The sequence below is a fragment of the Pseudomonas sp. 1152_12 genome (genome assembly GCF_052850675.1).
In genome coordinates this window covers 104641-130750 of record NZ_VXCW01000012.1, presented here as the reverse complement: position 1 = coordinate 130750, position 26110 = coordinate 104641, and the positions used below count along the sequence as shown (strand labels likewise).

The following is a 26110-nucleotide window of genomic DNA, read 5'->3' as shown; positions in this document are numbered from 1 at the left end:
CAAGGAATAGAAAGCATGTTGAAAAAGACGCTCGCCGCTCTGGCAATCGGTTCTGCCCTGCTGTCCGCAGGTTCAGCGATGGCTGCTGATTATGTTGTCGACAAAGAAGGTCAGCACGCCTTCGTGGACTTCAAGATCAGCCACTTGGGCTATAGCTTCATCACCGGTACTTTCAAGGACCTGGACGGCAAGTTCAGCTTCGACGCTGCCAAGCCTGAAGACAGCAAGATCGAATTCAACGTCCGTACCGCCAGCGTGTTCACCAACCACGCCGAACGTGACAAGCACATCGCCAGCAAAGACTTCCTGGACGTTGGCAAGTTTGCCGATGCCAAGTTCGTCTCCACCAGTGTTAAAACCACCGGTAAAAATGCTGCTGGCCAAGTCACTGCCGACGTGACCGGCGATCTGACCTTTCACGGCGTGACCAAGCCGATCGTGGTCAAGGCCACCTTCCTGGGTGAAGGCAAGGATCCATGGGGCGGCTACCGTGCTGGCTTTGAAGGCACCACGAGCTTCAACCGCCAGGACTTCGGCAAGCAGATGGACTTGGGCCCAGCGTCCAACACGGTTGAGCTGTACGTGACGTTTGAAGGCGTGAAAGCGAAGTAATTATTTCGCGGCTCAAATCAAAACGCCGACCTCAGGGTCGGCGTTTTGCTGTCTGCCGGTTTACAAGCTGTCCTGATAGATCACGACTTGCTCTTTGAGCCAGCTCTGCAACGAGGTGAGTTGCGCTGAGTGCTTACTGCCGGCCGGCCAGACCAGAAAGTAGCGTGAAGAGTGAATCGGCTCGATGTCGGTGAGTTTGACCAACTCCCCGCGTTGGATCAGCGAGTGGGCAATCGAGCGACGGGTCAACGCGACGCCATACCCCAGCCTGACGGCTTCGAGCATCAACGTAGAGTCGGTGAACTCCAGCGAGGCTTGAGGGCGTTGCTCTTCCACGCCCGCTGCGCCGAGCCAGATCGGCCAGCTCTCACTGGCGTGCAGCAGCGGCTGCTCCAAGATAGCTTGCGGCGTGTCGGGCAGAACGCCGTGATTGAAGTTGCGTGCGGCAACCACCAGCAATGAGTCGCCCATCAGCGTTTCGCAATGCACATCGGGCCATTGGCCATGGCCGAAGCGGATAGCGCAATCGAGCGCGCCCTGCTCGAAGCTGGCGAACTCCATGCTCGACTCCAATCTCAGGTGCAGCTCGGGATGGGCACGCCTGAAATCATGCAAACGCGGCAGTAACCAGTGCATGGCATAGGAGGGCAGCACCGAGACGGTAAGTTGCGGGTGCTTGGTTTTCGCCATGAGTTTTTCCGTGACGCTTGCCATCTCTCCCAGTGCCTGCCGGATCTGATAAGCATACACACGGCCCTCATCGGTCAGCATCAAGGAGCGTTTGTTGCGCATCACCAGCGCGATGCCCACATACTCTTCAAGTGCACGAAGCTGGTGGCTGACGGCACTGTGGGTGACGTGCAACTCCAGGGCGGCCAAGTTCACCTTGCCCAGCCGGGCCAACGCTTCGAAGGCACGTAATGCGGCGAGAGGAGGGAGTTTCAATGTGAATTCCTTTCACAAAAAAGACTAATAATAGCCGCTATACGTGAACTGAGGGGGCTACTGATAATGGGCGACCCGTTATTTATTTAAATAACGCCATGCTGAACAGTCGGGAGTTGTGAGTCGTGATAGACGAAATTCAAGCGTTTCTGAAAGACTACTTTAATGTGTTGCAAACCCAGGACTTGAACAAGTTCGATCAAGTCTTTCACCGTGGCTGTGTCTTGTATAGCGCGCAGAATGCAGACGTGGTGGTTCGACCTTTCGCCGAGTATCGGACCATGGTTCAAGGCCGAAAATCACCCCAAGAAGGCGGTTTTCCACAACTTGATGAAGTGCTGATGATTGACGTGATGTCCTCGGAGATGGCCATCGTGAAAGTGCGGTTGCGCTTGTTTAATAATGTAATGGTCGATTATTTGAATCTGATGAAAGTTGAGGGTCGCTGGATGATTTTCGCCAAACTCTTTCACAAGGCCGGTGAAGCGTCGTAAGGATGTGCCAGGCGCCAGATGCAAAAACGCCCCGAACAGTCGGGGCGTTTTTTTTACTGTTTAAAACTCAGCGGTTGCGGGTCAGCAGCGCTGGTTTTTCACCCCGAGGGCGGCCTGGCAACTGATCCAACTGTTCAGGTGTCGGGAAGCGGTCAGCTTTCGACTCCTTGTGGATGATCTTCGGCGCCGGGCCTCCGCGCGGGTTTTGCACGGCGGGCTCGGACGAGCGAGGCTGGTCGTCACGGGGCGGGCGGCGGTTGTTGCTGCGCGAGTCTTCGCGACGCGCCTGGCCGTCACGTGGTGCGCCATTGCGCGGGCCGCTGCGTTTGGCCGGTGGCGTGCCGGTGGTGCCGCCGCTGCTGTTACGCGGGCCGTTCTGACGACCGCCCTGTGGCTGGCCGCCACGTGGCGCGCTGCTACCGGCGCCTGCGCCCTGTGACGGAGCGCCTGGGCGACGGCCACGGCCCTGGGCCGGTTTGGCCTGTGGCACGTAGTCAACGCGGTTACCGAAGTTATCCACGTCGTCGTCGAGGAACTCGTCCGGTGCACGGTCGGCGGCGGCGCGTGGCGGCTGGCTCGGCTGGCGTTGTTCGCGGGCCGGGGTGCCTTCACGGGGCTTTTGTTCACGGGCTGGGCGTTCGCCACGGCCGTTGGTAGGCGCTTTTTCCTTACCGCCTTTGTCTTTGCCCTTATCGCGACGACCACCGCCACCACCGCCGCCGTTCGGGCCATCGCCCTTCGGACCACGAGGGTTGCGCGGGTTACGCACATCCGGACGCTCGCGCACTTCAGGCTTCTCAGCCTCAACAGCGCTTGAGTCGAAGCCCATCAGGTCGCCATCGGCGATTTTCTGCTTGGTCATGCGCTCGATGCTTTTCAGCAGTTTTTCTTCGTCCGGTGCGACCAGGGAAATGGCCTCGCCTGAACGACCGGCCCGGCCGGTACGGCCGATACGGTGCACATAGTCTTCGTCGACGTTTGGCAGCTCGAAGTTGACCACGTGCGGCAGTTGGTCGATATCCAGCCCGCGGGCGGCGATATCGGTGGCGACCAGGATGCGCACTTCACCGGCCTTGAAATCGGCCAGGGCTTTAGTGCGCGCGTTCTGGCTCTTGTTGCCGTGGATGGCGACAGCGGTGAGGCCGTGCTTGTCCAGGTACTCGGCCAGGCGGTTGGCGCCGTGCTTGGTGCGGGTGAACACCAGCACCTGTTCCCACGCGCCAGCGGTGATCAGGTGCGCCAGCAGCGAGCGCTTGTGGCTGGCGGCCAGGCGGAATACACGCTGCTCGATACGCTCAACCGTGGTGTTCGGCGGCGTGACTTCAATGCGTTCCGGGTTGTGCAACAACTTGCCCGCCAAAGCGGTGATGTCGTTGGAGAACGTGGCCGAGAACAGCAGGTTCTGGCGTTTGGCCGGCAGCCGCGCGAGGACCTTCTTCACGTCATGGACAAAGCCCATGTCGAGCATGCGGTCGGCTTCGTCCAGCACGAGGATTTCCACGTGGGACAAGTCAACGCTGCCTTGGCCGCACAGATCGAGCAAACGACCCGGGCAGGCAACCAGCACGTCAACACCGCGGGACATGGCCTGAACCTGTGGGTTCATGCCGACGCCGCCGAAGATGCAGGCGCTGACGAACTTCAAGTCGCGGGCATACAGCTTGAAGCTGTCGTGCACCTGGGCGGCGAGTTCGCGGGTTGGGGTCAGGACCAGTACGCGCGGTTGGCGCGGGCCGTGACGCTGGGATTTGTCCGGGTGACCGTTGGGGAACAACCGCTCCAGAATCGGGAGGGCGAAACCACCGGTTTTACCAGTACCTGTCTGAGCCGCAACCATCAGGTCGCGACCTTGCAACACGGCGGGAATGGCCCGCTGTTGCACCGGAGTAGGCTCGGTATAGCCCGCTGCCTCGATGGCGCGGACTAAAGCCTCGGAGAGACCGAGGGAAGCAAAGGACATGAGTAATCCTGTTTTAGTTAGGGCTTGGCCCAAAGGGATAATCTTGCCGGGCGTGAATGGCGCTTAGGGGAGCGCAACCCCGTCCGGTCCTGCTGCGTCTGGCGGGCACTCCACTGGCTCGCGCGGGGCTGAAAGCTGCGCAGTAGCTAGGTTGGGTGCCTTTTTCAAGACCTCAGCGGCCGGGCGTGAGCCTGGCGGAAAGGCCGGAGTATAACAGAGCAATCACGGCGCGCTGCTTTCCTGCTGCTCAACGGTGTGTTCAGAAGCCGTAATCGCCTGGATTCCACCGTATTTGGCGCTCAAGGCGGCATACGCCGGTTCTTGTTTGAAGCGCTTGAGCTCGGCGGCGAAGCGCTGCACCAGCAGGTCCATGCCAGCGCCGCGGCGTACGGCGAGAAATTGCGGCTGCCGGCTGATCACGATCGGCGCCTGGCTTACCTTACCTTCCAGACCCATGGCCTTGATCACATGCTGGCCGACCCGGCGGTCCGTGATCACCAGATCGACACGCCCCAGCGACAGTTTGCCGAAGTTGGCTTCATGGCTGGGCGCCGGCTCGCGGTTGAACAGGGTGGAGTCGCTGAAGGCGTCGCCATACAGGTAGCCCGGTGAATTGCCGACGGTCAGCCCGCGCAGGTCGTCGAGGGTTTCGGCCGGGTGAGGGCGGTCGTTGGCGTAGAACAGTACGAACTCGACGTCCGACAGCGGCTCGCTGGGGTAGAGCAGCAGGGCGTCGCGTTCATGGCTGTAGAAAATGTCCAGCGCGCCATCGGCGTGGCCTTGCTCGAGCATGGCCAGGCAGCGTTTCCAGGGCAGGAATTGCCACTCTATGTCCACGCCCAAGCGCTGGAACACGATCACCGTTGTTTCATAATCCAGGCCGCGCATGCTGCCGTTATCGTCGTACACATAAGGTGCCCAGGGCTCAGTGACAATGCGCAGTTTCTCACCGTAAGCGGTGAGGCTCAGGCAAGTAAAAAACACAGCGGTCAACAGCTTGAGAATGACGGGCATACCCTGAGGTTACGATGCTCGTGCGCTAAAGAGAAGCTCTGGCGCGAGCATTTGCGGGCGAGTTGATGTGGCGCACATAAAACCAAAAGGCCCTCGTATTGACGAGGGCCTTTGAGTGACGGGGCAAGCCTTAGCGTGGCAGCTTGAGGTTGTTCCAGATGGCCAGGCTAGGCTCGGCCTGGTTCAGGGTGTAGAAGTGCAACCCTGGCGCGCCACCTTGCAGCAGTTGCTCACACATCTGGCTGATAACCTGCTCGCCGAATGCCTGGATGCTCTTGACGTCATCGCCATAGGCTTCCAGTTGCTTGCGCACCCAGCGTGGGATTTCAGCGCCGCAAGCGTCAGAGAAACGCGCCAGCTTGCTGTAGTTGGTGATTGGCATGATGCCCGGCACGATCGGGATGTTGACGCCCATCGCCCGTACACGCTCGACAAAGTAGAAGTAGCTGTCGGCGTTGAAGAAGTATTGGGTGATCGCGCTGTCGGCACCGGCATTAGCCTTGCGCACGAAGTTCTGCAGATCGTCTTCGAAATTACGTGCCTGGGGGTGCATCTCCGGGTAAGCCGCCACTTCGATATGGAAGTGATCGCCGCTTTCTTCACGGATGAAGCTCACCAGGTCATTGGCGTAGCGTAGCTCACCGCTGGCCATGCCCATGCCGGACGGCAGGTCACCGCGCAGGGCGACGATGCGTTTAATGCCGGCTTGTTTGTATTGGGTCAGCAGGCTTCTCAGGTCAGCCTTGCTGTCGCCCACGCACGACAGGTGCGGAGCGGCGGGAATTTTGACTTCGCTTTCCAGCTGCAACACGGTGTTGATCGTGCGATCACGGGTCGAACCGCCAGCGCCGTAGGTGCAGGAGAAGAAGTCGGGGTTGTAGCTGGCCAACTGTTTGGCAGTCGCCATCAGTTTTTCATGCCCAGCATCGGTCTTGGTTGGGAAGAACTCGAAGCTGTAGCGACGGTCTTGGGACATGGTCGTACCTATGGAAACTCATCAAGCCAGAAGATGTACACCGTCAATGCTGCCAAAACCCGCTCCCAAAGAGAGAGCGGGCAGCAGGCATATCAGTAGCGGTAAGCGTGCGGCTTGAACGGCCCTTCGACCGTCACGCCGATGTAGTCGGCCTGGGTCTTGGTCAGCTGAGTTACCACGCCGCCGAAGCCGCGGACCATTTCCAGGGCCACTTCTTCGTCGAGTTTCTTCGGCAGCACTTCCACGGTCAGGCGCTCGGCTTTCTGGGCTGGCGACAGGTCGGCGTACTTCTGGCCGAACAGGAAGATCTGCGCCAGTACCTGGTTGGCGAACGAGCCGTCCATGATGCGGCTTGGGTGGCCGGTGGCGTTGCCCAGGTTAACCAAGCGGCCTTCGGCCAGCAGGATCAGGTAGTCGTCGTTCTGTGGGTCGAAATCGCCAGCACCGGTGCGGTGAACCTTGTGTACCTGTGGCTTCACTTCTTCCCATGCCCAGTTCTTGCGCATGAAAGCGGTGTCGATTTCATTGTCGAAGTGACCGATGTTGCAGACCACAGCGCGCTTCTTCAGGGCTTTGAGCATGTTTGCGTCGCAAACATTCACGTTACCGGTGGTGGTCACGATCAGGTCGATCTTGCCCAGCAGGGCCTTGTCGATGCTCGCTTCGGTGCCGTCGTTCTGGCCGTTGATGAACGGCGAAACCACTTCGAAACCGTCCATGCAGGCTTGCATGGCGCAGATCGGGTCTACTTCGGAGACTTTAACGATCATGCCTTCTTGACGCAGGGACTGGGACGAACCCTTGCCCACGTCACCGTAGCCGATCACCAGAGCTTGTTTGCCCGACAGCAGGTGGTCAGTGCCGCGCTTGATGGCATCGTTGAGGCTGTGACGGCAGCCGTACTTGTTGTCGTTCTTGCTCTTGGTCACCGAGTCGTTGACGTTGATGGCCGGGATTTTCAGCTCGCCCTTGGCCAGCATGTCCAGCAGACGGTGCACGCCGGTGGTGGTTTCTTCGGTCACGCCGTGGACGCGGTCGAGGATCTGCGGGTATTTTTTGTGCAGCAGCTCGGTCAGGTCGCCGCCGTCGTCGAGGATCATGTTGGCGTCCCATGGCTTGCCATCCTTGAGGATGGTTTGCTCCAGGCACCACTCGTACTCTTCTTCGGTCTCGCCTTTCCAGGCATACACCGCGATGCCAGCAGCCGCGATAGCAGCAGCGGCCTGGTCTTGAGTCGAGAAAATGTTGCAGGACGACCAACGTACTTCGGCACCCAGGGCAACCAGGGTTTCGATCAGCACGGCAGTCTGGATGGTCATGTGGATGCAGCCGAGGATCTTCGCGCCTTTGAGCGGCTGCTCAGCGGCGTACTTGCGGCGCAGACCCATCAGGGCAGGCATTTCGGATTCGGCGATAAAGGTTTCGCGACGGCCCCAGGCAGCGAGGGACATGTCGGCGACTTTGTAGTCGGTAAAACCTGCAGGCGTAATTACTGCGCTCATGAAGAGCCTCCATTCGTAGTGTGCGAATGGGCGCCGTTGTGCGTTTAGTATCCAACCGGTAACCAGGCTGGACAACGCCCCATCCGAGCCTGACAGGGTGAACCTGCTGCAGCGCCCCTCGGACAGGTGGCGGGAGAACGGTATCAACTGAAGATGACCGTTTTGAAGCGAGGGCGATTATAGCTGTGTGCGTCTGACTTCCCAAGCCTTTCTGTCGGGCATATGAAGATCGCTCATGGGCGTGATAGGCAATGGCTCATAGAGCTTGGGCCCGGGCTCTGCCATGATGTTGCCCATCATTTCGCAACACGCTTTGGAGTGACCATGAACTTCCACACCCGCAAATGGGTAAAACCCGAAGACCTCAACCCCAACGGCACCCTGTTCGGCGGCAGCTTGCTGCGTTGGATCGATGAAGAAGCGGCCATCTACGCGATTGTTCAATTGGGCAACCAGCGTGTGGTCACCAAGTACATCTCTGAAATCAACTTTGTCAGCGCCTCGCGTCAGGGCGACATCATTGAGCTGGGCATCACCGCCACCGAGTTCGGCCGCACCTCGATCACCCTGACGTGTGAAGTGCGCAACAAGATCACCCGCAAGAGCATCCTGACCGTGGAAAAGATGGTCTTCGTCAACCTCGGTGATGACGGCTTGCCGGCGCCTCACGGGCGTACCGAGATCAAGTACGTGAAAGACCAGTTTCAAGACGACGGCATCAAAGACTAATTGTGTGGTTGGCCAGTGAACGCTCTTGATGGGCGACAGGTCGTACCTGAACAACGCCCCGTTCAGGTACGCCCCATGGCCACGCAAGAAGACGGCAAGACCCCCAACTTGTCGCAGGAAGAGCAACACGACGTCGACAAGAACCAACCGCCTCGTGCGGCAGTGCTGCATGAAATTATCCGCACGCAGGGTGATCAGGAGCTGGAGCGCAGCGTAGCGGCGTTATGGTGGTCGGCGTTGGCCGCCGGGCTGACGATGGGCCTGTCGTTGATGGGCATGGGCCTGCTCAATTCGCGGCTACCCGACGGCGAAGGGTTCAAAGTGATCGCCAGTTTCGGTTACTGCGCGGGTTTTCTCGCGGTGATCCTCGCCCGTCAGCAGTTGTTTACCGAAAACACCCTGACGGCCGTGCTGCCGGTAATGAGCAAGCCGACCCTGAGCAATGCCGGGCGACTGCTGCGGTTGTGGACTGTGGTGCTGGTGGGCAACCTGTGCGGCACCGTGCTGGTAGCGTATGTGATGCTGCATTTGCCGATATTCGACACCAAGACCGACATGGCCTTCCTTGAAATCGGCCGCAAAGTCATGGAAAACGACCCCGGCGAGATGTTTGCCAAGGGCATCATTTCCGGTTGGATGATCGCCACCATGGTATGGATGATCCCGTCCATGGAAAGCGCAAAAATGTTCATCATCGTCCTGATCACCTACCTGATGGCGCTGGGGGATTTCACCCACATCGTCGTCGGCTCGGCAGAAGTCTCCTACCTGGTGTTTGCCGGCGAACTGCCGTGGAAGGACTTCTGGCTAGTGTTCGCCGGGCCGACTCTGGCGGGCAATATCATCGGCGGCAGTTTTATCTTTGCGCTGATCAGCCATGCGCAGATTCGCAGCGAAAGCAGCTTGTCGGTTGAGCCGGCAGATCCGCGTCATCCGCACGATAAAGAAAAAATGTGATATCGCCCGCAAAGGTAGATGGCGTTCCTTTGCGGGGAGGTTTCAGGCTTTGAACGGCGCGTCGGCTGGTTTGATGGCAGGCGTGCTGTCAGGCGCGGTGAGCTGACCTTCCCACCGAGCAATCACTAAAGGCGCCAGTGCGTTGCCCAGCACATTCAATGCAGTGACCGGCATATCCATCAGTCGATAGACGCCTGCGATGATTGCCACGCCTTCCACGGGTAGCCCTGCCGTAGTCAAGGTGGCGGTCAGGATAATAAACATGAACCCTGGTACACCCGCCGCGCCCTTTGACGTCAGCACCATGATCAAGACCAGCATTCCCTGATCCGCCAGGCTCAGGTCGATGCCATACGCTTGGGCGATGAACAGCGTGCCCAGCGCGGCAAACAGCGATGCGCCATCCAGGTTGAACGAGTAACCCAGTGGGATAACCATGCTGGTAATGGGGCGTGGCGCGCCATAGCGCTCCATCTTCTCGATCAATTGAGGCATTACCGTCGCCGACGCAGCACTGCAATAGGCCAGCAATAGTTCGCTGCGTATTTCCCGCAGCAGGTGGAAAAAACCTACGCCCGCCAACCGCGCAACGGCGCCCAAGACACACAGTGCAAATAACAGCACCGCGATATAGGTCGTGCCAATCAGTTTGGCCAATGGCAGCAAGGCGCTGAGGCCAAAGCTGGCGACGGTGACTGCAATCAGTCCGAAAATACCTATCGGCGAGTAATGCATGACCAATTGAGTGACTTTGAACATGGTGTCTGAGACACCCTGCATCACGCTTATCAGGGGGGCCTTGCGCTGCTCGGGTAGCAGAGATAAGGCGCAGCCGAACAAGATGGCGAAAAACAACACCGAGAGCAGTTTGCCCTGCGACATGGCCAACACGATGTTGTCCGGTACGATCGCCAACAGCGTTTGGCCCAGATTCTGCGTTGTGCCGTTGCTGGCCAGGCCCGTTACCGGTGTACGCAGGGTGCTGGCGAATTCGGCACCCGCGCCGGGCTCTATGACATTTCCGACAACCAGACCGAAGACGATTGCGATACTGGTGATGGTGAAGAAGTACACGAACGTCTTCACGCCGACGCGCCCCAGGGCGGCAGGGTTGCCCATGCCGGCAATGCCGACCGTCATGCAGGCAAAGACCAGAGGGACGACGATCATTTTCATCAGCTTGATGAACAGGTCGCCCGCCGGTTGCAGCAGGTTGTCGATGAACCACGTCTTTTGTTCGGGAAATTGGTTGAGCAGGATGCCGACGATTATCCCGGCAGCCAGGCCGATCATGATACGGGTGACAAGGCTGGTTGATTTACTGGCAGTCATGGGGTGCCCCTTATTGTTGTGATTGTCAGGGATTTATTGAGCGAACAGTCCGGCGAAGTCCTTGAAGCCTTTCACTTCGATTGGGTTTCCGCTGGGGTCGAGAAAAAACATCGTGCGCTGCTCTCCCGGTTCGCCGGCAAAGCGAGTCACTGGCGCAATCTCGAAGTGCATCCTCAGATGGGTAAGGCGTTCGGCAAGCGTCAGCCACTCATCAAGCGGCAACACCACACCGAAGTGCGGCATCAGTACGTGGTGTTCACCTACCCGGCCGGTACGCGTTGTGGAAAAGGGGGGGGCCCAGGTGCAGTGAAAGCTGGTTGCCGAAGAAATCGAAGTCGATCCAGGTGTCAGTGCTACGGCCTTCTGTGCATCCCAAAACATCTCGATAAAAAATGCGCGCCTCGTTTAAGTCACAAACATGGTATGCAGCGTGAAAGGGTCTGTTCATGGCGGGATCTCCGAATGGGTGAGTCCTCAGATTAAACAGGCTGTGTATCCGGATAAAACGGGTTCGCCTTGTTCTGAGCGAAAGGAAAACTTATGGATGTTCGCTTCCTGCGAAGCCTGGTCGCCGTTATTGAAACCGGCTCCATTGCCGCGGCTGCGCGACGTGAAAACCGTACCGCCGCGGCCATCAGCCAACGCATCAAGGCGCTTGAGCGAACGCTGGGCTGCACCTTGCTCATGCGTACGGCACATGCCGCGCTTCCCTCAGACCATTGCCTGCTGTTGTTACCAAAAATTCAGGCAGTCATTGAACAGGCGCGCGAGTTGCAGGAAGACTTGAGCCAGGACGGCTTATCTGGAGAGGTTAAGATTGGTGCCATTTCAACGGCGTTGACCGGGGTCTTGCCGGGGGTGATAGAGCGGCTGGCACGCTCGGCGCCGAAGCTGAGACTTAAGATCACTCCGGGCGATTCCAGAAGCCTCTACGAGAGATTACTGACCCAAGAGTTGGACGTGGCGATACTCGTCAGGCCACCGTTTCAACCGCCCAAAGCTTTGGTCACGACATTGTTGCGTGCCGAACCATTGATTCTGATTGCGCCCTCAGCGTGTGAGGCGCAGACGTTTGAAGCCTTGTTGCGTGAGCGCTCATTGATCCGCTACGACGCTCGTTCATGGGGTGGTCAGATCGCTCAGCGGTTCCTTGATGAGCAGTCCTTTGATCCGCACGTGCTATGTGAGCTGGACGCTTTGGAAACCATCGTGATGCTGGTCGCTCAAGGCATGGGGGTATCGTTGGTGCCGCAGTGGACGGGAATGTCTCGCAGCAAACTATGCGTTTTGCCGGTTGACGACGAGCAGCGCTATGCGCGGGAGCTGGTCGTCATGCATGGGGCGGCACCACGCCGCCCACTGTGCATGCGACACCTGTTGGAAACACTGTGCGGCACGCCTGTGAGCAAGCCTGCGGCGTAGCAGGCAAATCCTCACAAGCGTGCTTGGGCTCGTGTCAGGCTTACTGCGGCTCGGCAACGCGGCGTACGACTCGGCCAATCGTCAAACCCTGCAACAGGATCGACGACAGCACCACGATGTAGGTGATGCTCAGCAGCAAGTCGCGTTCCGGGCCCTGCGGCAAGGCCAGCGCCAGCGCCACCGAAACCCCTCCGCGCAAGCCGCCCCAAGTGAGGATGCGGATAGTGCCGCGCGGCACCGTGCGCCAGCGACGCAGCAGCAGGATCGCCGGGGCCACGGTCAGAAGGCGTGAGAGCAGGATCGCCACGGCCAGCAAACTGGCGGCCAACACGTGCAGCCAGTTGAACGGCAACAGCAACAGCTCCATGCCGATCAGCGCGAACAGCAGGGCGTTGAGCATGTCATCGAGCAATTCCCAGAAGCCGTCCAAGTAGCGCCGGGTCATGTCGTTCATCGCCAGCTTACGGCCTAAGTTGCCAATAATCAGCCCGGCTACCACCATCGCAATCGGCGCCGAGACGTGCAGTTCGGTGGCCATTGCCGAACCACCGATCACCAGGGCAAGGGTCAGCATGACTTCGATCTGGTATTGCTCGATGCTCTTGATCATCAAGTACACCAGGTAGCCGATCAGTCCGCCGAACACCACGCCGCCAATCGCCTCATGGGCGAACAGCATGGCGGTGGCGCCCACGGTCGGTGTTTCGCCTAACTGCGCGATGCCCAACAGTACGGTAAACACCACCACAGCCGTACCGTCGTTGAACAGTGACTCGCCGACAATGGTGGTTTTCAGCGGTTTCGACGCGTTGGCGGTTCGCAGCACACCCAAGACCGCAATCGGGTCGGTGGGCGAAATCAGTGCGCCGAACAGCAGGCAGTAGAGGAAGCTCACGTGCCAGCCAAACAGGGCAAAGATGTAGTACGCCAGGCTGCCGATTACTACCGTGGCAATTAACACGCCGAAGGTCGCCAGCAGGCCGATGGGCCAGCGGTAACTGCGCAGGTCGTTCAAGTTGACGTGCAAGGCGCCGGCGAACAGCAGGAACGACAGCATCCAATTCATCAGCAAGTCGCCGAAGTCGATCTGGCCGATCAACTGTTGGATACGTTCTTCCAGGCCTGGGTAGCCGATAAAGCTCAAGCCTTGCAGGATCAACGAGAACAGCAAGGCTGTAACCATCACACCGATGGTGGGCGGCAGGCCGATAAAACGGAAGTTCACATAGGTGAGTAAGGTGGTAAGGCAAATGAAGGCGGCGACAAGTTCAAGCATCCGGGGACCTTGGAGGGTGGAGTGAGCATTGGTTAATGGAGGGATGGACCGCAGCAGTAGCGGGAGGTTGCAAGCCACAAAGCAAAAGGCCAGTAGAACCTTTGGCAGTGGCACTGTTCATAACGGTTAAGTGCGGCGTGGTATTTTTAGTGCTAAAACTCTAACCGCTGGCTAAAACTACAAAAGGAATCAGTGATGACGGTGGCTTTCTGGTGTGTGTTGATCGCAATTTTCCTGCCTTACCTGTGCACGGGTGTGGCCAAGTTCAGCGGTGGCAAGTTCGGGCCACGCCAGAACCACGACCCTCGCGCTTTTCTGGACACCCTCGACGGGTTCGCCAAGCGCGCCCACAGTGCGCAGCTCAACAGCTTTGAAGTCACACCGGCGTTTGCGGCGGCGGTGATTATTGCGCACTTGGCCGGCACTGCGTCGCTGGTGACTATCAATGTGCTGGCGGTGTTGTTTATCACCAGTCGCCTGCTGTACATCATTTGCTACCTGGCGGACTGGGCGATGCTGCGCTCGTTGGTGTGGGCGGTGGGCATGGCGTTGATTGCGAGTTTCTTTTTTGTTTCGATCTGACGGTTAACGCAAGTTCAGTGTGAGAGGGGGCTTGCTCCCGATAGCGGAGTGTCAGTTGATGAAGATGGTTACTGACACTTCGCTAATCGGGAGCAAGCCCCCTCCCACCTTTAAACGTTATCGTCTGTCAGGTCCCGGCAGGTGCATCCGGCACTTGCGGCAATGCAACGCCCTTAGGCCACAACATCCAGATCTGCCCCTGCTGCTTCATATTTCCCGCCAACTCTCCCGCCGCGTCACCCGTGCCCCAGAACAAGTCTGCGCGTACTTCGCCGGTGATCGCACCACCGGTGTCTTGGGCTGCCACAGGCCGGGCAATCGGCGAGCCGTCAGGTTGGGTGGTCGACAGCCATAGCAGGCTGCCTAGCGGAATTACCTTGCGATCCACTGCCACGCTGTAGCCGGCAGTCAACGGCACATTCAACGAGCCGCGCGGGCCTTCATTGCTGTCCGGGCGGGTGCTGAAGAATACGTAGCTGGGGTTGCTCGCCAACAGTTCCGGAATACGTTCCGGGTGTGCCTTGGCCCAGGCACTGATGGTGCCCATGCTCACCTCGTCTTTTTTCAGCTCGCCTTGTTCCACCAGCCAGCGTCCGATAGGGCGGTAGGGGTAGCCGTTCTGGTCGGCATAGCCAACGCGTAATTGACGCCCGCCCGCCACTTTAATTCGGGCCGAACCCTGGATTTGCAGAAATTGCAGGTCCATGGGGTTGGTCAGCCAGGCAATGGGCTTGGCACCGGAACCCTTGCTGTTGATGGTGCTGGCATCGTCATAAGGCTTGAGTACGCGGCCTTCAAGACGACCACGCAGGCGCTTGCCCTTGAGTTCGGGATAGATGCTTTCCAAGTTGACGATAATCAGGTCATCCGGCACGCCGTACACCGGTACGTGGGCGTTGGCGGTTTCGGTCAGGCTGCCGGGGTAGATCGGTTCGTAGTAGCCGGTGATCAAACCGTTGGGTGAGTTGTCAGCTGAGCGCAGGCCGAAAACATCCAGCCGCGCTTTGAGAAAACCCCGAACCGCTCCGGCATTGCTCGGCACGTCGGTTGCTGCTGCGCAGGTCGCGCCCCATACCGGGTCGGCCTTGAGCCGTTGGCAGGCGCTGCGCCAAGAGTTAAACCCCGCCAGCAGATCAGCTTCGGAGACTGCCGGGAGCGTTTCCCACGGTACGTTCACATACGTGGCCACAGGGTGAGGCTTTGCTTCTTCAGCTTCGTGAGCGTCTTTGGTGGCGTCTTTGCCAGCATCGCAGCCGGCCAGCAACGCGATCATCGGTAGAGCCCACGCCAGGCGACGGCTCCAAAGTTTCAAGGTGACATTCATACACGCAATTCCTGAAGCGATCGCCCATGCCGTAGCGTTTTTGGGCAACCCTTATTAATAATAGGGCTATTGGCCTTTGCGGGAGAGGCGAGGATACTGGCCGCCGTTTCCCGTGACCTTGAAGCCATGATGACCTTTAAAAAACTGACCCTGGTATTGCTGGCCTGCCTGACCTTGTCCGCCTGCGGTGGTGTTGATCCGAACTCGCCCCTGGGTCAGCGCAAGGCGATTTTCAAACAGATGCTCAAGACCGGAGAAGACCTGGGTGGCATGCTGCGTGGGCGTATTGCGTTTGACGGCGCGAAGTTCGCAGAGGGCGCGGTCAAGCTCGATGCGTTGTCCCACGAGCCGTGGAAACATTTCCCGAGCGTGCGCGAAGAAGATCACACCAGCGCCAAGGATAACGTGTGGCAGCAACAGGCCCGCTTCCAGGCGTTGGCCCGAAACCTTGAAGCGGCCACCGGTGAATTGGTGATCGCAAGCCAGGTACAGCCCTACAAAGCCAGTAACCTGGGGCCAGCAGTGCAGAAAGTTGAAGATGCCTGCACGGCCTGTCATAAGCAGTTTCGAGACCACTGACCGGTTTTACTGGTCGAGTTCCTCGACGGCGTCCTGCAGTTCTTTGCGCGACTGGGCGAGCTTGTCTTTGCGCTTGTTGATCTTGTCCGCGTCGCCCTTTTTCATTGCTTTGTCGAGGTCGGCCTGACGGCGGCTGACTTCGTGCTTGGCGTCGAGCACCTTGTTTTCACGTTCTTTGCGCAAGGACGCATCGGTGCAGTGGGCGGTGACTTCGCTCAAGGCTTTTTCCAGCCCCGCCTGTTGATCGCTGTTGCCATGGGCCTTGGCTTGTTCGATCTGGGTGCTGATGGCGTGGCGCTTGGCGGCGCAGCCTGTCAGGGGTTGCGCGTCTTCGGCGGCCAGCAATGGCGGGGCCATGAAGCTTGCGACGGTCAGCAAGGCAAGCGGGGCTAGGAATTTCATGTGAGGCTCCAGTGTCGCAATCAAATGGCAGGGTGAATTCTGCCGTAAGTTAAAAGGTGACAGGGCCGGGTTCAAAACCCGTCAATCCCGGCCACACGTAATGTTTCAGCCAGCGCTTGTACCTGCGGGTCGCGAAAAAAAGCGCTCAGTTGCGCCGCGCGGCCCGGGCCGATGCCCTCGGTAGCCAGCCAGGCCTGGGTGTCTCTGGCGGCCAGAGTCTGCCAGCCGCCTTCCAGGTCGTTGCGTGCCGACGGCGGTAGGCCTAAGGCTTTGAGCCATTGTGCAAAGGGTCGTTGCCGCGCGCTTTGAATGCTGTCGAGCAAGCGCGTACGGCGGCGATCACCGAAGCCATCAATGTTAGCAAGCTCTGTCGCATCTAGGGTTAACCAATCGAGAATGCCTGCGATTAGACCGGCTTGTATCAATACGTTCCAGGTTTCGCGCCCCAGGTGTGGCAAGGACAAACCTTGGTTGCCGCTCAGCCAGGTCAGGCGCGCGAGCATCTGCTCTTCGCACCCCGTGTCCAGTTGCCAGCAGCTTAGGGCGTGAAAGTCACGCGGGTTGGGTGCTTGCACCGGCACCCGTGTCTCGTTGCGTAGAATCACTTGGTCCAGCCGAGGAATCACTTGGCCGGCAAGGCTGATGGACACCTGATCACCGGGCCGGATGTCCAGTGCTTGCCAGCGTTTCAGGGAGCCGACGCTGACGCGGTTGATTTGCCGGTCATCCAGTCGCACCGGCTCCAGCTCCAGGATGGGAGTAATGCGCCCGGTGCGACCGATCTTGAACCGAACTTTGCGTACCAGCGCCAGTGCCTTGGCCGCTGGATACTTCCATGCAATCGCCCAGTAAGGCGCGCTGGCTTGCCAGCGTTTGGCGGGCGGGCGCGCGGCCTGGTGCAACACCACGCCATCGCTGGCGAAGGGCAATGGATGGTTGTACCAGTAAGTGCGCCAGTGTGCGGCCTCACTGAGGCCTTGAACGGGTTGGCTATAGCGGCTGCTGTCGGTAAAACCCCACTGCGCCAGGTGAGCCAGGCGCTTGGTAAAATCGGGTGGGCCGTCAGGCCAAGCCCAGACGAATAAGCCGATGCCTGCGGCCTCGGTGTCGTTCAACTGTCGGCGATTCATCAGCCCGGCCACTTTGCTGCGTGCATTCAGCCCGCCATGGGCTGACTGCACATGATCGTCGAGGCGCCAATAGAGTTCGCCTTGCAGCACCAGGTCGATGGGGTCGGGCAGTTGCTGGATGATGCCGGGGATCTGGCGCGCGGCAACTGACCAGTCCTGGCCGAGCAGGCCGTTGCCGCGACTGATGAGTTGACTCAACCGACCCTTGCGGTACACCAACGTCACCGCAACGCCGTCGACCTTGGGTTGAACCCACACGTCTTGTCGGGTCTTGAGCCAGCCATCGACAGCCCGCTCATCCGGCAGCTTCTCCAGGCCGGTATGAGCCACCGGGTGAGCTTGCGTACCCCTTGAGGTCGCCAGTGGGTTGTCGACCGTTCGCGCGGTGGGAGCTAAGCACTGTCGCCAGTGAGCCAGGCGCAGGCGGGCCTGATCGTAGAGCTCATCGCTGACAGGGGATTGCCCGAGGCGATGATAACTGTCATCCCACAGCTTGATCTGTTCAGCCAGGGTGCGGACCTGTGATCGAGCGTTCTCGGGGCAATTTTCAGCCCGCGCCAGAAAAGGCAAGGCGCTGAGTAGAAGAGCAATCAGTAAGTGCATCATGAGCATCCTTGCTCGGAAAGGGTGCCCAGCCTAAATGATCCACACCAGCACGAAAAAGCCCCGACAGTGCGGGGCTTTTTACCGGGTGTTTCTGCTTACTTGAACAGACCGCCCAAGGCTTTGACTGGATCGTTCTTATCCGCCTTGGCTTCCTGTGTTTGCTGCTTGGCGTCAACTTTGGCTTGGGATTCAGCCAGTTTGTTGCAACCTTTGTTGACTTGATCCTGCGCGGCTTTAAAAGCCTTCACTTTTAAGGTTTCGTTCGCGGCCTCTGCGGCATCAATCTTGGTCTGCAGGTCTTTGGCTTGTTGCTGGCAGTCGCCGGATTTGCCGCTCAGTTGGGCGCCCAGGGCGCCACTCAGTGCGCTCAGGTCGGCGGCATACGCTGGCAGGGTGAACAGGCTGAGTAGAAGGGCGGCAGGGGCGAGCGTGGAAATGCGCATGAAAACCTCAATGTTCGATTGCCTGCGCGTTTATCTGTCCCGGGCTGGCGCAGGGCACTATCCAAGTAAGGTGAAGGGCCCGAGAGGGCGCGGATTCTAGAGGGCCATCATTTGGCCTGCAAGCATTGGATCCAAAAATATGAGCATCGTCGGTTAATCACCCGGCAATAAAAAGCCCCGCCGGGAAACCCGGCGGGGCGCTGTGTACCGCGAGCGATTACAAACCGGCAGCTATGCGCAGGTCATTGGCACGGTCGGTTTTTTCCCAGGTGAACGTGGTGAAGGTGTCGTCGCCGACAGTCTTCTGCGCAGGGGTACGGCCGAAGTGGCCGTAGGCTGCAGTTTCCTGGTACATCGGGTGCAGCAAGTCGAGCATGGTGGTGATCGCGTAAGGGCGCAGGTCGAAGATCTCACGCACAAGTTTGACGATCTTGTCATCGCTGATCTTGCCTGTACCGAAGGTATTCAGCGAGATCGACGTCGGCTGAGCCACACCGATGGCGTAGGAAACCTGGATTTCGCAGCGCTCGGCCAGGCCGGCAGCGACGATGTTCTTGGCCACGTAACGGCCGGCATAGGCAGCGGAACGGTCAACCTTGGAGGGGTCTTTACCCGAGAACGCGCCACCGCCGTGACGGGCCATGCCACCGTAGCTGTCGACGATGATTTTGCGACCGGTCAAGCCGCAGTCGCCCACTGGGCCGCCAATGATGAACTGGCCGGTTGGGTTGATGTGGAACTGGGTGTCTTTGGTCAGCAGTTCGGCAGGCAGTACGTGCTTGACGATCAGCTCCATGACGCCTTCGCGAAGGTCGGCGTAGGACACGTCCGGGTTGTGCTGGGTCGACAGCACAACCGCGTCGATACCCACAACTTTGCCGCCTTCGTAACGGCAGGTTACTTGGGACTTGGCGTCCGGGCGCAGCCATGGCAGCACACCGGATTTACGCGCTTCGGCCTGGCGCTGCACCAACTGGTGCGAGAAGGTGATCGGTGCTGGCATCAGCACGTCGGTTTCGTTGCTGGCGTAGCCGAACATCAGGCCCTGGTCGCCAGCACCCTGATCTTCAGGCTTAGCACGGTCCACGCCTTGGTTGATGTCGGGCGACTGCTTGCCGATGATGTTCATCACGCCGCAGGTCGCGCCGTCGAAGCCGACGTCCGAGCTGTTGTAGCCGATGTCAGTGATCACGTCACGGACGATCTGTTCCAAGTCGACCCAGGCGGTGGTGGTGACTTCGCCGGCGATGATCGCCACGCCCGTTTTCACCAGAGTCTCGCACGCCACACGGGCGAACTTGTCTTCAGCAATGATGGCGTCCAGCACCGCGTCAGAAATCTGGTCGGCGATTTTGTCCGGATGCCCTTCAGACACGGACTCGGAGGTGAAAAGGGAGTATTCGCTCATCTCGATGTTTCCTGATATTTACCGATGGTGAGTGTCGCCAGCCGGCCGCTGAAAATGGCGGACCTGAATCTGGAAACCATTACGTAAACCTACATAGAGGCTTTCCCCGGGAACGAGTCCCGCAGCGGTGGCCCAACGGGCCAGATCGTCCTGTTCAAAACCCAACCAGAGATCACCGCAGGCCTCCTTGGCCCAACTCTGGTTATGGCTGCATAAATCTGTCACCAGTAGGCTACCGCCGGGTTGCAGCAAATTCGCCATCTGCTTGAGGGCGTCGGCAGGGGCGGCGAAATGGTGCAAGACCATGTTCAGCACCACGCAATCGGCCCGCAGGCTGGTGTCATTCAACGCGTCCGCCAACTGCAGGTTGACGTTACTCAATGCTTCACGCTCACAGAGCTGGCGCGCCAATTCAAGCATCGCCGGGCTGTTGTCGAGCGCTGTCACCTGCGTAAAACGGTGCGCCAGTTCCGGTAGGAAACCGCCGTCGCCAGGGCCAACTTCCAACGCCGTTGCCTCATCACTGAAGCTCAGCTTGTCCAACAACGCCAGTACGCTTTCGCGGTACTGTGGCAACCCGGCGATCAGGTCCTGCTGGGCGCGAAACTTCTCGGCAACCCGTGCGAAAAAGTCTTGGCTGGCGGCGGCGCGTTGCCCGTGGACTGTGCTGATGCGCGACTGCACGTCAGTCGGCAGGCTCAAGTTGTCCACTTCTTCGAGCAGGGCGGTGTGCAGCTTGCCGCCGAGCAGCTCAGTGTGGGGCAGAGCGCGTCGGTAAAATATCGCATTGCCTTCACGGCGAGTGGCTACCAGGTCAGCCTGGGCCAATACCTTGAGGTGGTGGCTCATGCCGGATTGGCCGATGGCGAAGATCTGCGCCAGCTCCAGTACGCCGAAGGAATCGTTGGACAGCGCACGCAATACGTTCAGGCGTAACGGATCACCAGCGGCCTTACACAAGGCTGCCAGTTCATCGCCGTCGTCAGGACGCAGGGAGGGCACGGATAGATTCATAAGGCCAGCAGTCTAGTGACGGGTGGAAGTCCTCGCAAGACCAATATCAAAAAGTTTTGATATTGGTCGATGATCGGTGGTTATAAGCGGCTGCTATAACCTTTAAACGAAGCAGTCGCGCTTTTCTGCAAGCGATTGCCGGGCAAACCACAGGAAAAACACCTTCAAGTGACTATCTGTCATTGCCCGCAGGCGGTGGCTGAGGGAAAATGCCGGTCCTTTTTTCCGTTTCTTTTATTCAACTCCTAGGAGATCAGCGATGCCCAGCCGTCGTGAGCGTGCCAACGCCATTCGTGCCCTCAGCATGGATGCCGTGCAAAAAGCCAACAGCGGCCATCCCGGTGCCCCGATGGGCATGGCGGATATCGCCGAGGTACTTTGGCGTGACTACCTGAAACACAACCCGAGCAATCCGTCGTTCGCCGACCGTGACCGCTTTGTGCTGTCCAACGGCCATGGCTCGATGCTGATCTATTCGCTGCTGCACCTGACCGGCTACGACGTCACCATCGATGACCTCAAGAGCTTCCGCCAGTTGCACAGCCGCACCCCGGGCCACCCGGAATTCGGCTACACCCCAGGCGTCGAGACCACCACTGGTCCCCTGGGCCAAGGCCTGGCTAACGCTGTGGGCTTCGCGCTGGCAGAAAAAGTGCTGGGCGCGCAATTCAATCGCCCTGGCCACAACATCGTCGACCACCACACCTACGTGTTCCTGGGCGATGGCTGCATGATGGAAGGCATTTCCCACGAAGTCGCGTCCCTGGCCGGCACACTGGGCCTGGGCAAGCTGATTGCTTTCTACGATGACAACGGCATCTCCATCGATGGCGAAGTCGAAGGCTGGTTCACCGACGATACCCCGAAGCGTTTCGAAGCCTACAACTGGCAGGTGATCCGCAACGTCGACGGCCACGATCCGGAAGAAATCAAGACCGCCATCGACACCGCGCGCAAGAGCGAGCAGCCGACCCTGATCTGCTGCAAGACCACCATCGGCTTCGGTTCGCCGAACAAGCAAGGTAAAGAAGACTGCCACGGCGCCCCACTGGGTGACGCGGAAATCGCCCTGACCCGCGAAGCACTGAAGTGGAACCACGGCCCTTTCGAAATCCCGGCCGACATCTACGCCGAGTGGAGCGCCAAGGAAAAAGGCCTGGCGACCGAAGCCGAGTGGGACCAGCGTTTTGCGGCTTACTCCGCCGAATTCCCGGAACTGGCCAACGAACTGGTGCGCCGCCTGGCCGGTGACCTGCCTGCCGACTTCTCGGAAAAAGCCTCGGCCTACATCGCCGAAGTCGCGGCCAAAGGCGAGACCATCGCCAGCCGTAAAGCTAGCCAGAACACCCTGAACGCCTTTGGCCCGCTGCTGCCGGAAATTCTTGGCGGTTCGGCTGACCTGGCCGGTTCCAACCTGACCCTATGGAAAGGTTGCAAAGGTGTCTCGGCTGAAGACGCCAGCGGCAACTACATGTACTACGGCGTGCGCGAGTTCGGCATGAGCGCCATCATGAACGGCGTGTCCCTGCACGGCGGCCTGGTGCCTTACGGCGCAACCTTCCTGATGTTCATGGAATACGCGCGCAACGCCGTCCGTATGGCCGCGCTGATGAAGAAGCGTGTGATCCATGTGTATACCCACGACTCCATCGGCCTGGGCGAAGACGGCCCGACGCACCAGCCGGTCGAGCAACTGACCAGCCTGCGTACCACGCCGAACCTGGATTGCTGGCGCCCAGCCGACGCGGTGGAATCTGCCGTGGCCTGGAAGCACGCCATCGAGCGTAAGGACGGCCCTTCGGCGCTGATCTTCTCGCGCCAGAACCTGCAGCACCAAGTGCGCACCGACGCGCAGATCGCGGCGATCAGCCGTGGTGGCTACGTGCTCAAGGACTGCGTTGGCGAGCCGGAGCTGATCCTGATCTCCACCGGTTCCGAAGTGGGCCTGACTGTTCAGGCGTACGACAAGTTGACTGCCCAAGGCCGTAACGTGCGCGTTGTGTCCATGCCGTGCACCAGCCTGTTCGAAGCCCAGGATGCCGACTACAAGCAATCGGTTCTGCCGTTGCAGGTCAGCGCGCGTATCGCCATCGAAGCGGCTCACGCCGACTACTGGTACAAGTACGTGGGCCTGGAAGGCCGCGTGATCGGCATGACCACCTACGGTGAGTCCGCGCCGGCGCCAGCGTTGTTCGAAGAGTTCGGTTTCACCCTGGAAAACATCTTGGGTCAGGCTGAAGAGCTGCTGGAAGACTAAGGCTGTAGATTGAGGTGGCTGTACTGACGCCTTCGCGAGCAAGCCCGCTCGCACATTTGATCGGGTTCACACCGTTGCAATTGTGAACCCATTCAAGTGTGGGAGCGGGCTTGCTCGCGAAAGCGATCTAACAACCACCCTATTACCCAAGGTAATCGAGAACCCCATGCCCCAACCGCGTCCCTACAAAGTTGCACTCAACGGCTACGGCCGCATTGGTCGTTGCGTCTTGCGTGCTCTGTTCGAGCGAGGGACGGCTGCCGGGTTTGAAATTGTTGCGATCAACGATTTGGCCGACATGGCCAGCATCGAATACCTGACACGCTTTGACTCCACCCACGGCCGTTTCCCCGGCGAAGTGCGGGTTGAGGACGATTGTCTGCATATTAATGGCAACTGCGTGAAGGTTCTGCGCAGTGCCACGCCCGAAGGCATCGACTGGGCGGCGCTTGGCGTCGACCTAGTGTTGGAATGCTCCGGTGCCTATAACACCCGTGCCGATGGCCAGCGGTTTCTCGACGCCGGCGCACCACGTGTGCTGTTTTCCCAGCCGATGGCCAGCGAGGCGGATGTCGACGCCACCATCGTCTACGGCATCAACCAGGATTGCCTGAGCGGCAATGAACGGCTGGTGTCCAACGCCTCCTGCACCACCAACTGCAGCGTGCCGTTGTTGCGCCTGCTGGATCAGGCGATCGGCCTGGACTACGTGTCGATTACCACGATTCACTCAGCGATGAACGACCAGCCAGTGATTGACGCCTACCACCATGAAGACCTGCGTCGCACACGTTCGGCCTTTCAGTCAGTGATTCCGGTGTCCACCGGCCTGGCCCGCGGCATCGAACGACTGCTGCCGGAACTTGCCGGACGAATCCAGGCCAAAGCCGTACGGGTGCCGACGGTGAACGTGTCCTGCCTGGACATCACCATGCAAACCGTCAGCGATACCGATGCCACTGAGGTCAACCGGATTTTGCGCGACGCCGCCAGCAGCGGCCCGCTCAAGGGCCTTTTGGCCTATACCGAGTTGCCGCACGCCAGTTGTGATTTCAACCATGACCCGCATTCGGCGATTGTCGATGCCAGCCAGACCCGCGTCTCCGGCCCGAGGCTGGTGAACATCCTCGCCTGGTTTGACAACGAATGGGGGTTTGCCAACCGAATGCTGGATGTTGCGGAACATTATCTGCACATCGCCTCTAAACAACCTCAACAGTAACTCAGGAACTGCGACCCATGACCGTGTTGAAGATGACCGACCTCGATCTGCAAGGTAAGCGCGTACTGATTCGCGAAGACCTCAACGTCCCAGTCAAGGACGGTGTTGTCACCAGCGATGCGCGAATCCTGGCCTCGCTGCCGACCATCAAGCTGGCTCTGGAAAAAGGTGCGGCCGTGATGGTCTGCTCCCACTTGGGTCGCCCGACCGAAGGTGAGTTCTCCGCCGAAAACAGCCTTAAGCCTGTCGCCGACTACCTGAGCAAGGCCCTGGGCCGTGACGTGCCGTTGGTGGTTGACTACCTGGGTGGCGTCGACGTCAAGCCTGGCGACATCGTGTTGTTCGAAAACGTGCGCTTCAACAAAGGCGAGAAGAAGAACAGCGACGAACTGGCCCAGCAATACGCGGCCCTGTGCGACGTGTTCGTGATGGACGCGTTTGGCACCGCTCACCGCGCGGAAGGTTCGACCCACGGCGTGGCCAAGTTCGCCAAAGTCGCCGCTGCTGGCCCACTGCTGGCCGCTGAACTGGATGCACTGGGCAAAGCCCTGGGTGCTCCGGCCCAGCCAATGGCCGCCATCGTTGCTGGCTCCAAAGTCTCCACCAAGCTCGACGTGCTTAACAGCCTCAGCCAGATCTGCAATCAACTGATCGTCGGCGGCGGCATTGCCAACACCTTCCTGGCCGCAGCCGGCCATCCGGTGGGCAAATCGCTGTACGAACCGGACCTGCTTGACACCGCCCGCGCCATCGCTGCAAAAGTCAGCGTGCCGCTGCCGGTGGACGTGGTTGTCGCCAAGGAATTTGCCGAGAGCGCTGAAGCCACCGTCAAGCTTATTGCTGACGTGGCAGCCGACGACATGATCCTGGACATCGGCCCGCAAACCGCAGCCAATTTCGCTGAACTGCTGAAGTCGTCCAAGACCATTTTGTGGAACGGCCCGGTTGGCGTGTTCGAGTTCGATCAATTTGGTAATGGTACTAAAGTTCTGGCCCACGCCATCGCTGAAAGCTCGGCGTTCTCCATCGCCGGGGGGGGCGATACCCTGGCGGCCATCGATAAATATGGCGTTGCTGACCAAATCTCCTACATTTCTACCGGTGGCGGTGCTTTCCTCGAGTTCGTTGAGGGCAAAGTCCTGCCGGCCGTTGAAGTGCTGGAAACCCGAGCCAAAGGCTGAGGTTCGTGATCCGGAACAGGAGTATTTCCATGATCAAGTCGTTGGCACTGGTGATCGCAGCGGGCCTGTTGGCTGGCTGCGGCAGCACGCCAAACGCTAAGCCTGCTGGCGCTGAGCCTGCGCCGGTGCAGAAAAAGAGCTGCTACCAGGCTGACTGGCAAGCCGAAAGCATGCCGGTGATCAACAAGCGTATAGGCAACGAACGGCTGGAGAAATACGACGCCGCGCCCAACGGTCAGGAACAGGGTTGCCCCTGACGGGTCTGATCAACTAACCGACAGCAGTGGCGGCCCTTGGGCCGTCGTTCGAGGAATGGCAATGAAAGGCGTTTTCGCCCTGGCAGCCCTGGCCTTATTGGCCGGTTGCAGCAGCATGAACATGTTCAACAAGGCAGAGCCTGCCGACAAGTGGACCACCTGGACCTGCGACAGCAAGGCCGAGGTCAACTGGCGCTTTGCCAACCAGGCCCGTTCCGAAGTGGATGTGCGCCTCGGCGGTTCGGATCAGGTTTACCGTCTTAAACAAGACGTTGCCGCCTCGGGCGCGTTGTACAGCAACGACCAGTTGGCGTTTCACACAAAAGGTGAAGAAGGCTTGATTTACTGGGTCGCCACCGACGATTTGATTGGGCGTGGCTGCAAGGCTCAGTGAGAACACGATCTCAAATTTAACGAGATCCAAATGTGGGAGCGGCGGTGCGACGGTTCGACTTGCTCGCGAATGCGGTGGGCCAGTCATGCATC

At 59.3% G+C, this 26110-nt stretch carries 25 protein-coding genes, 1 pseudogene and 1 riboswitch; of the genes and pseudogenes, 12 read left to right on the top strand and 14 right to left on the bottom strand.

Annotated features, from left to right (window positions below):
- The first annotated feature begins 15 nt into the window (after nucleotides 1–15).
- Complete coding sequence (locus FW764_RS21960; RefSeq protein WP_026013867.1) at nucleotides 16–612, top strand: YceI family protein; 597 nt, start codon at nucleotides 16–18, stop codon at nucleotides 610–612.
- Nucleotides 613–672: 60 nt separating this feature from the next.
- Here FW764_RS21960 and FW764_RS21955 read toward each other — a convergent pair whose 3' ends face one another.
- The gene (locus FW764_RS21955; protein ID WP_446435681.1) at nucleotides 673–1557 is read right to left on the bottom strand and encodes a LysR substrate-binding domain-containing protein; all 885 of its coding nucleotides are present in this window, start codon (nucleotides 1555–1557) and stop codon (nucleotides 673–675) included.
- Nucleotides 1558–1682: 125 nt separating this feature from the next.
- Between FW764_RS21955 and FW764_RS21950 the strand changes: the two genes are divergently transcribed.
- On the top strand, nucleotides 1683–2051 hold the full coding sequence (locus tag FW764_RS21950) for a nuclear transport factor 2 family protein (protein ID WP_446435680.1): 369 nt from the start codon (nucleotides 1683–1685) through the stop codon (nucleotides 2049–2051).
- A gap of 67 nt (nucleotides 2052–2118) precedes the next feature.
- Here the strand turns inward: FW764_RS21950 and FW764_RS21945 are convergent, their stop codons facing one another.
- The 4 genes from FW764_RS21945 to ahcY form a co-directional block, all read right to left on the bottom strand.
- Nucleotides 2119–4011 carry a DEAD/DEAH box helicase gene (locus tag FW764_RS21945; protein ID WP_446435679.1) on the bottom strand — a complete coding sequence of 631 codons (1893 nt, stop codon included), beginning with the start codon at nucleotides 4009–4011 and terminating at the stop codon, nucleotides 2119–2121.
- A gap of 222 nt (nucleotides 4012–4233) precedes the next feature.
- The gene (locus FW764_RS21940; protein WP_446435678.1) at nucleotides 4234–5025 is read right to left on the bottom strand and encodes a substrate-binding periplasmic protein; all 792 of its coding nucleotides are present in this window, start codon (nucleotides 5023–5025) and stop codon (nucleotides 4234–4236) included.
- Nucleotides 5026–5155: 130 nt separating this feature from the next.
- Nucleotides 5156–6001, bottom strand: a complete 846-nt coding sequence (gene metF, locus FW764_RS21935) for a methylenetetrahydrofolate reductase [NAD(P)H] (RefSeq protein WP_446435677.1) — start codon at nucleotides 5999–6001, stop codon at nucleotides 5156–5158.
- Nucleotides 6002–6093: 92 nt separating this feature from the next.
- A complete protein-coding gene (ahcY, locus tag FW764_RS21930; RefSeq protein ID WP_056857730.1) occupies nucleotides 6094–7503 on the bottom strand; it encodes an adenosylhomocysteinase in 1410 nt (469 codons plus the stop codon).
- A 21-nt stretch (nucleotides 7504–7524) separates the two neighbouring features.
- Nucleotides 7525–7629: riboswitch (S-adenosyl-L-homocysteine riboswitch) on the bottom strand.
- Nucleotides 7630–7827: 198 nt separating this feature from the next.
- On the opposite strand from ahcY, the gene FW764_RS21925 reads away from it, so the two are divergent.
- Nucleotides 7828–8232: an acyl-CoA thioesterase gene (locus tag FW764_RS21925; RefSeq protein WP_446435676.1), complete on the top strand. Its 405-nt coding sequence runs from the start codon at nucleotides 7828–7830 to the stop codon at nucleotides 8230–8232.
- A gap of 75 nt (nucleotides 8233–8307) precedes the next feature.
- Nucleotides 8308–9189 (top strand): formate/nitrite transporter family protein, encoded by an 882-nt coding sequence (locus FW764_RS21920; protein ID WP_446435675.1) that lies wholly within the window; start codon nucleotides 8308–8310, stop codon nucleotides 9187–9189.
- A 42-nt stretch (nucleotides 9190–9231) separates the two neighbouring features.
- Here FW764_RS21920 and FW764_RS21915 read toward each other — a convergent pair whose 3' ends face one another.
- Both FW764_RS21915 and FW764_RS21910 read right to left on the bottom strand, forming a co-directional pair.
- A complete protein-coding gene (locus tag FW764_RS21915) occupies nucleotides 9232–10521 on the bottom strand; it encodes a cation:dicarboxylate symporter family transporter (RefSeq protein ID WP_446435674.1) in 1290 nt (429 codons plus the stop codon).
- Nucleotides 10522–10554: 33 nt separating this feature from the next.
- Nucleotides 10555–10969: pseudogene (locus FW764_RS21910) on the bottom strand (VOC family protein).
- A gap of 92 nt (nucleotides 10970–11061) precedes the next feature.
- On the opposite strand from FW764_RS21910, the gene FW764_RS21905 reads away from it, so the two are divergent.
- Nucleotides 11062–11943: a LysR substrate-binding domain-containing protein gene (locus FW764_RS21905; RefSeq protein WP_446435673.1), complete on the top strand. Its 882-nt coding sequence runs from the start codon at nucleotides 11062–11064 to the stop codon at nucleotides 11941–11943.
- Between the two features lie 40 nt (nucleotides 11944–11983).
- Here FW764_RS21905 and FW764_RS21900 read toward each other — a convergent pair whose 3' ends face one another.
- On the bottom strand, nucleotides 11984–13219 hold the full coding sequence (locus FW764_RS21900; protein WP_446435672.1) for a cation:proton antiporter: 1236 nt from the start codon (nucleotides 13217–13219) through the stop codon (nucleotides 11984–11986).
- Nucleotides 13220–13414: 195 nt separating this feature from the next.
- On the opposite strand from FW764_RS21900, the gene FW764_RS21895 reads away from it, so the two are divergent.
- Complete coding sequence (locus FW764_RS21895) at nucleotides 13415–13801, top strand: MAPEG family protein (RefSeq protein ID WP_446435671.1); 387 nt, start codon at nucleotides 13415–13417, stop codon at nucleotides 13799–13801.
- Nucleotides 13802–13928: 127 nt separating this feature from the next.
- On the opposite strand, the gene mltA is transcribed toward FW764_RS21895, so the two are convergent.
- Nucleotides 13929–15125: a murein transglycosylase A gene (gene mltA / locus FW764_RS21890; protein WP_446435670.1), complete on the bottom strand. Its 1197-nt coding sequence runs from the start codon at nucleotides 15123–15125 to the stop codon at nucleotides 13929–13931.
- 129 nt (nucleotides 15126–15254) lie between these two features.
- On the opposite strand from mltA, the gene FW764_RS21885 reads away from it, so the two are divergent.
- A complete protein-coding gene (locus FW764_RS21885; RefSeq protein WP_446435669.1) occupies nucleotides 15255–15704 on the top strand; it encodes a c-type cytochrome in 450 nt (149 codons plus the stop codon).
- 6 nt (nucleotides 15705–15710) lie between these two features.
- On the opposite strand, the gene FW764_RS21880 is transcribed toward FW764_RS21885, so the two are convergent.
- The 5 genes from FW764_RS21880 to FW764_RS21860 all read right to left on the bottom strand — a co-directional run bounded on the left by FW764_RS21880 (nucleotide 15711) and on the right by FW764_RS21860 (nucleotide 20707).
- Nucleotides 15711–16106 carry a DUF1090 domain-containing protein gene (locus FW764_RS21880; RefSeq protein ID WP_446435668.1) on the bottom strand — a complete coding sequence of 132 codons (396 nt, stop codon included), beginning with the start codon at nucleotides 16104–16106 and terminating at the stop codon, nucleotides 15711–15713.
- Nucleotides 16107–16177: 71 nt separating this feature from the next.
- On the bottom strand, nucleotides 16178–17842 hold the full coding sequence (gene ligB / locus FW764_RS21875; protein ID WP_446435667.1) for an NAD-dependent DNA ligase LigB: 1665 nt from the start codon (nucleotides 17840–17842) through the stop codon (nucleotides 16178–16180).
- A gap of 95 nt (nucleotides 17843–17937) precedes the next feature.
- Nucleotides 17938–18285, bottom strand: coding sequence for a hypothetical protein (locus tag FW764_RS21870; protein WP_446435666.1), 348 nt, complete (start codon nucleotides 18283–18285; stop codon nucleotides 17938–17940).
- 217 nt (nucleotides 18286–18502) lie between these two features.
- Nucleotides 18503–19693, bottom strand: coding sequence for a methionine adenosyltransferase (gene metK, locus FW764_RS21865; protein WP_446435665.1), 1191 nt, complete (start codon nucleotides 19691–19693; stop codon nucleotides 18503–18505).
- Between the two features lie 18 nt (nucleotides 19694–19711).
- The gene (locus FW764_RS21860; RefSeq protein ID WP_446435664.1) at nucleotides 19712–20707 is read right to left on the bottom strand and encodes an ArsR/SmtB family transcription factor; all 996 of its coding nucleotides are present in this window, start codon (nucleotides 20705–20707) and stop codon (nucleotides 19712–19714) included.
- 259 nt (nucleotides 20708–20966) lie between these two features.
- Between FW764_RS21860 and tkt the strand changes: the two genes are divergently transcribed.
- From tkt to FW764_RS21835, 5 genes are all read left to right on the top strand, one after another.
- Complete coding sequence (gene tkt, locus FW764_RS21855; RefSeq protein WP_094949112.1) at nucleotides 20967–22964, top strand: transketolase; 1998 nt, start codon at nucleotides 20967–20969, stop codon at nucleotides 22962–22964.
- 166 nt (nucleotides 22965–23130) lie between these two features.
- Nucleotides 23131–24186 carry an erythrose-4-phosphate dehydrogenase gene (epd, locus tag FW764_RS21850; protein ID WP_446435663.1) on the top strand — a complete coding sequence of 352 codons (1056 nt, stop codon included), beginning with the start codon at nucleotides 23131–23133 and terminating at the stop codon, nucleotides 24184–24186.
- A 17-nt stretch (nucleotides 24187–24203) separates the two neighbouring features.
- Nucleotides 24204–25367 (top strand): phosphoglycerate kinase, encoded by a 1164-nt coding sequence (locus FW764_RS21845; protein ID WP_446435662.1) that lies wholly within the window; start codon nucleotides 24204–24206, stop codon nucleotides 25365–25367.
- 29 nt (nucleotides 25368–25396) lie between these two features.
- Entirely contained in the window at nucleotides 25397–25624 is a 228-nt protein-coding gene (locus FW764_RS21840) for a hypothetical protein (RefSeq protein WP_446435661.1), read from the top strand.
- Between the two features lie 61 nt (nucleotides 25625–25685).
- Nucleotides 25686–26018, top strand: a complete 333-nt coding sequence (locus tag FW764_RS21835; protein WP_446435660.1) for an MliC family protein — start codon at nucleotides 25686–25688, stop codon at nucleotides 26016–26018.
- Nucleotides 26019–26110: the final 92 nt, after the last annotated feature.

What these genes read in the sequence shown, in the direction of transcription:
- FW764_RS21870 (WP_446435666.1), bottom strand. Translation starts at nt 18,285, where the DNA reads ATGCGCATTTCCACGCTCGCCCCTGCCGCCCTTCTACTCAGCCTGTTC.
- metK (WP_446435665.1), bottom strand. Translation starts at nt 19,693, where the DNA reads ATGAGCGAATACTCCCTTTTCACCTCCGAGTCCGTGTCTGAAGGGCAT.
- FW764_RS21920 (WP_446435675.1), top strand. Translation starts at nt 8,308, where the DNA reads ATGGCCACGCAAGAAGACGGCAAGACCCCCAACTTGTCGCAGGAAGAG.
- FW764_RS21915 (WP_446435674.1), bottom strand. Translation starts at nt 10,521, where the DNA reads ATGACTGCCAGTAAATCAACCAGCCTTGTCACCCGTATCATGATCGGC.
- FW764_RS21945 (WP_446435679.1), bottom strand. Translation starts at nt 4,011, where the DNA reads ATGTCCTTTGCTTCCCTCGGTCTCTCCGAGGCTTTAGTCCGCGCCATC.
- FW764_RS21940 (WP_446435678.1), bottom strand. Translation starts at nt 5,025, where the DNA reads ATGCCCGTCATTCTCAAGCTGTTGACCGCTGTGTTTTTTACTTGCCTG.
- FW764_RS21840 (WP_446435661.1), top strand. Translation starts at nt 25,397, where the DNA reads ATGATCAAGTCGTTGGCACTGGTGATCGCAGCGGGCCTGTTGGCTGGC.
- FW764_RS21895 (WP_446435671.1), top strand. Translation starts at nt 13,415, where the DNA reads ATGACGGTGGCTTTCTGGTGTGTGTTGATCGCAATTTTCCTGCCTTAC.
- FW764_RS21900 (WP_446435672.1), bottom strand. Translation starts at nt 13,219, where the DNA reads ATGCTTGAACTTGTCGCCGCCTTCATTTGCCTTACCACCTTACTCACC.
- ligB (WP_446435667.1), bottom strand. Translation starts at nt 17,842, where the DNA reads ATGATGCACTTACTGATTGCTCTTCTACTCAGCGCCTTGCCTTTTCTG.
- FW764_RS21845 (WP_446435662.1), top strand. Translation starts at nt 24,204, where the DNA reads ATGACCGTGTTGAAGATGACCGACCTCGATCTGCAAGGTAAGCGCGTA.
- epd (WP_446435663.1), top strand. Translation starts at nt 23,131, where the DNA reads ATGCCCCAACCGCGTCCCTACAAAGTTGCACTCAACGGCTACGGCCGC.
- FW764_RS21925 (WP_446435676.1), top strand. Translation starts at nt 7,828, where the DNA reads ATGAACTTCCACACCCGCAAATGGGTAAAACCCGAAGACCTCAACCCC.
- FW764_RS21885 (WP_446435669.1), top strand. Translation starts at nt 15,255, where the DNA reads ATGACCTTTAAAAAACTGACCCTGGTATTGCTGGCCTGCCTGACCTTG.
- FW764_RS21905 (WP_446435673.1), top strand. Translation starts at nt 11,062, where the DNA reads ATGGATGTTCGCTTCCTGCGAAGCCTGGTCGCCGTTATTGAAACCGGC.
- FW764_RS21960 (WP_026013867.1), top strand. Translation starts at nt 16, where the DNA reads ATGTTGAAAAAGACGCTCGCCGCTCTGGCAATCGGTTCTGCCCTGCTG.
- ahcY (WP_056857730.1), bottom strand. Translation starts at nt 7,503, where the DNA reads ATGAGCGCAGTAATTACGCCTGCAGGTTTTACCGACTACAAAGTCGCC.
- FW764_RS21880 (WP_446435668.1), bottom strand. Translation starts at nt 16,106, where the DNA reads ATGAAATTCCTAGCCCCGCTTGCCTTGCTGACCGTCGCAAGCTTCATG.
- mltA (WP_446435670.1), bottom strand. Translation starts at nt 15,125, where the DNA reads ATGAATGTCACCTTGAAACTTTGGAGCCGTCGCCTGGCGTGGGCTCTA.
- metF (WP_446435677.1), bottom strand. Translation starts at nt 6,001, where the DNA reads ATGTCCCAAGACCGTCGCTACAGCTTCGAGTTCTTCCCAACCAAGACC.
- FW764_RS21860 (WP_446435664.1), bottom strand. Translation starts at nt 20,707, where the DNA reads ATGAATCTATCCGTGCCCTCCCTGCGTCCTGACGACGGCGATGAACTG.
- tkt (WP_094949112.1), top strand. Translation starts at nt 20,967, where the DNA reads ATGCCCAGCCGTCGTGAGCGTGCCAACGCCATTCGTGCCCTCAGCATG.
- FW764_RS21835 (WP_446435660.1), top strand. Translation starts at nt 25,686, where the DNA reads ATGAAAGGCGTTTTCGCCCTGGCAGCCCTGGCCTTATTGGCCGGTTGC.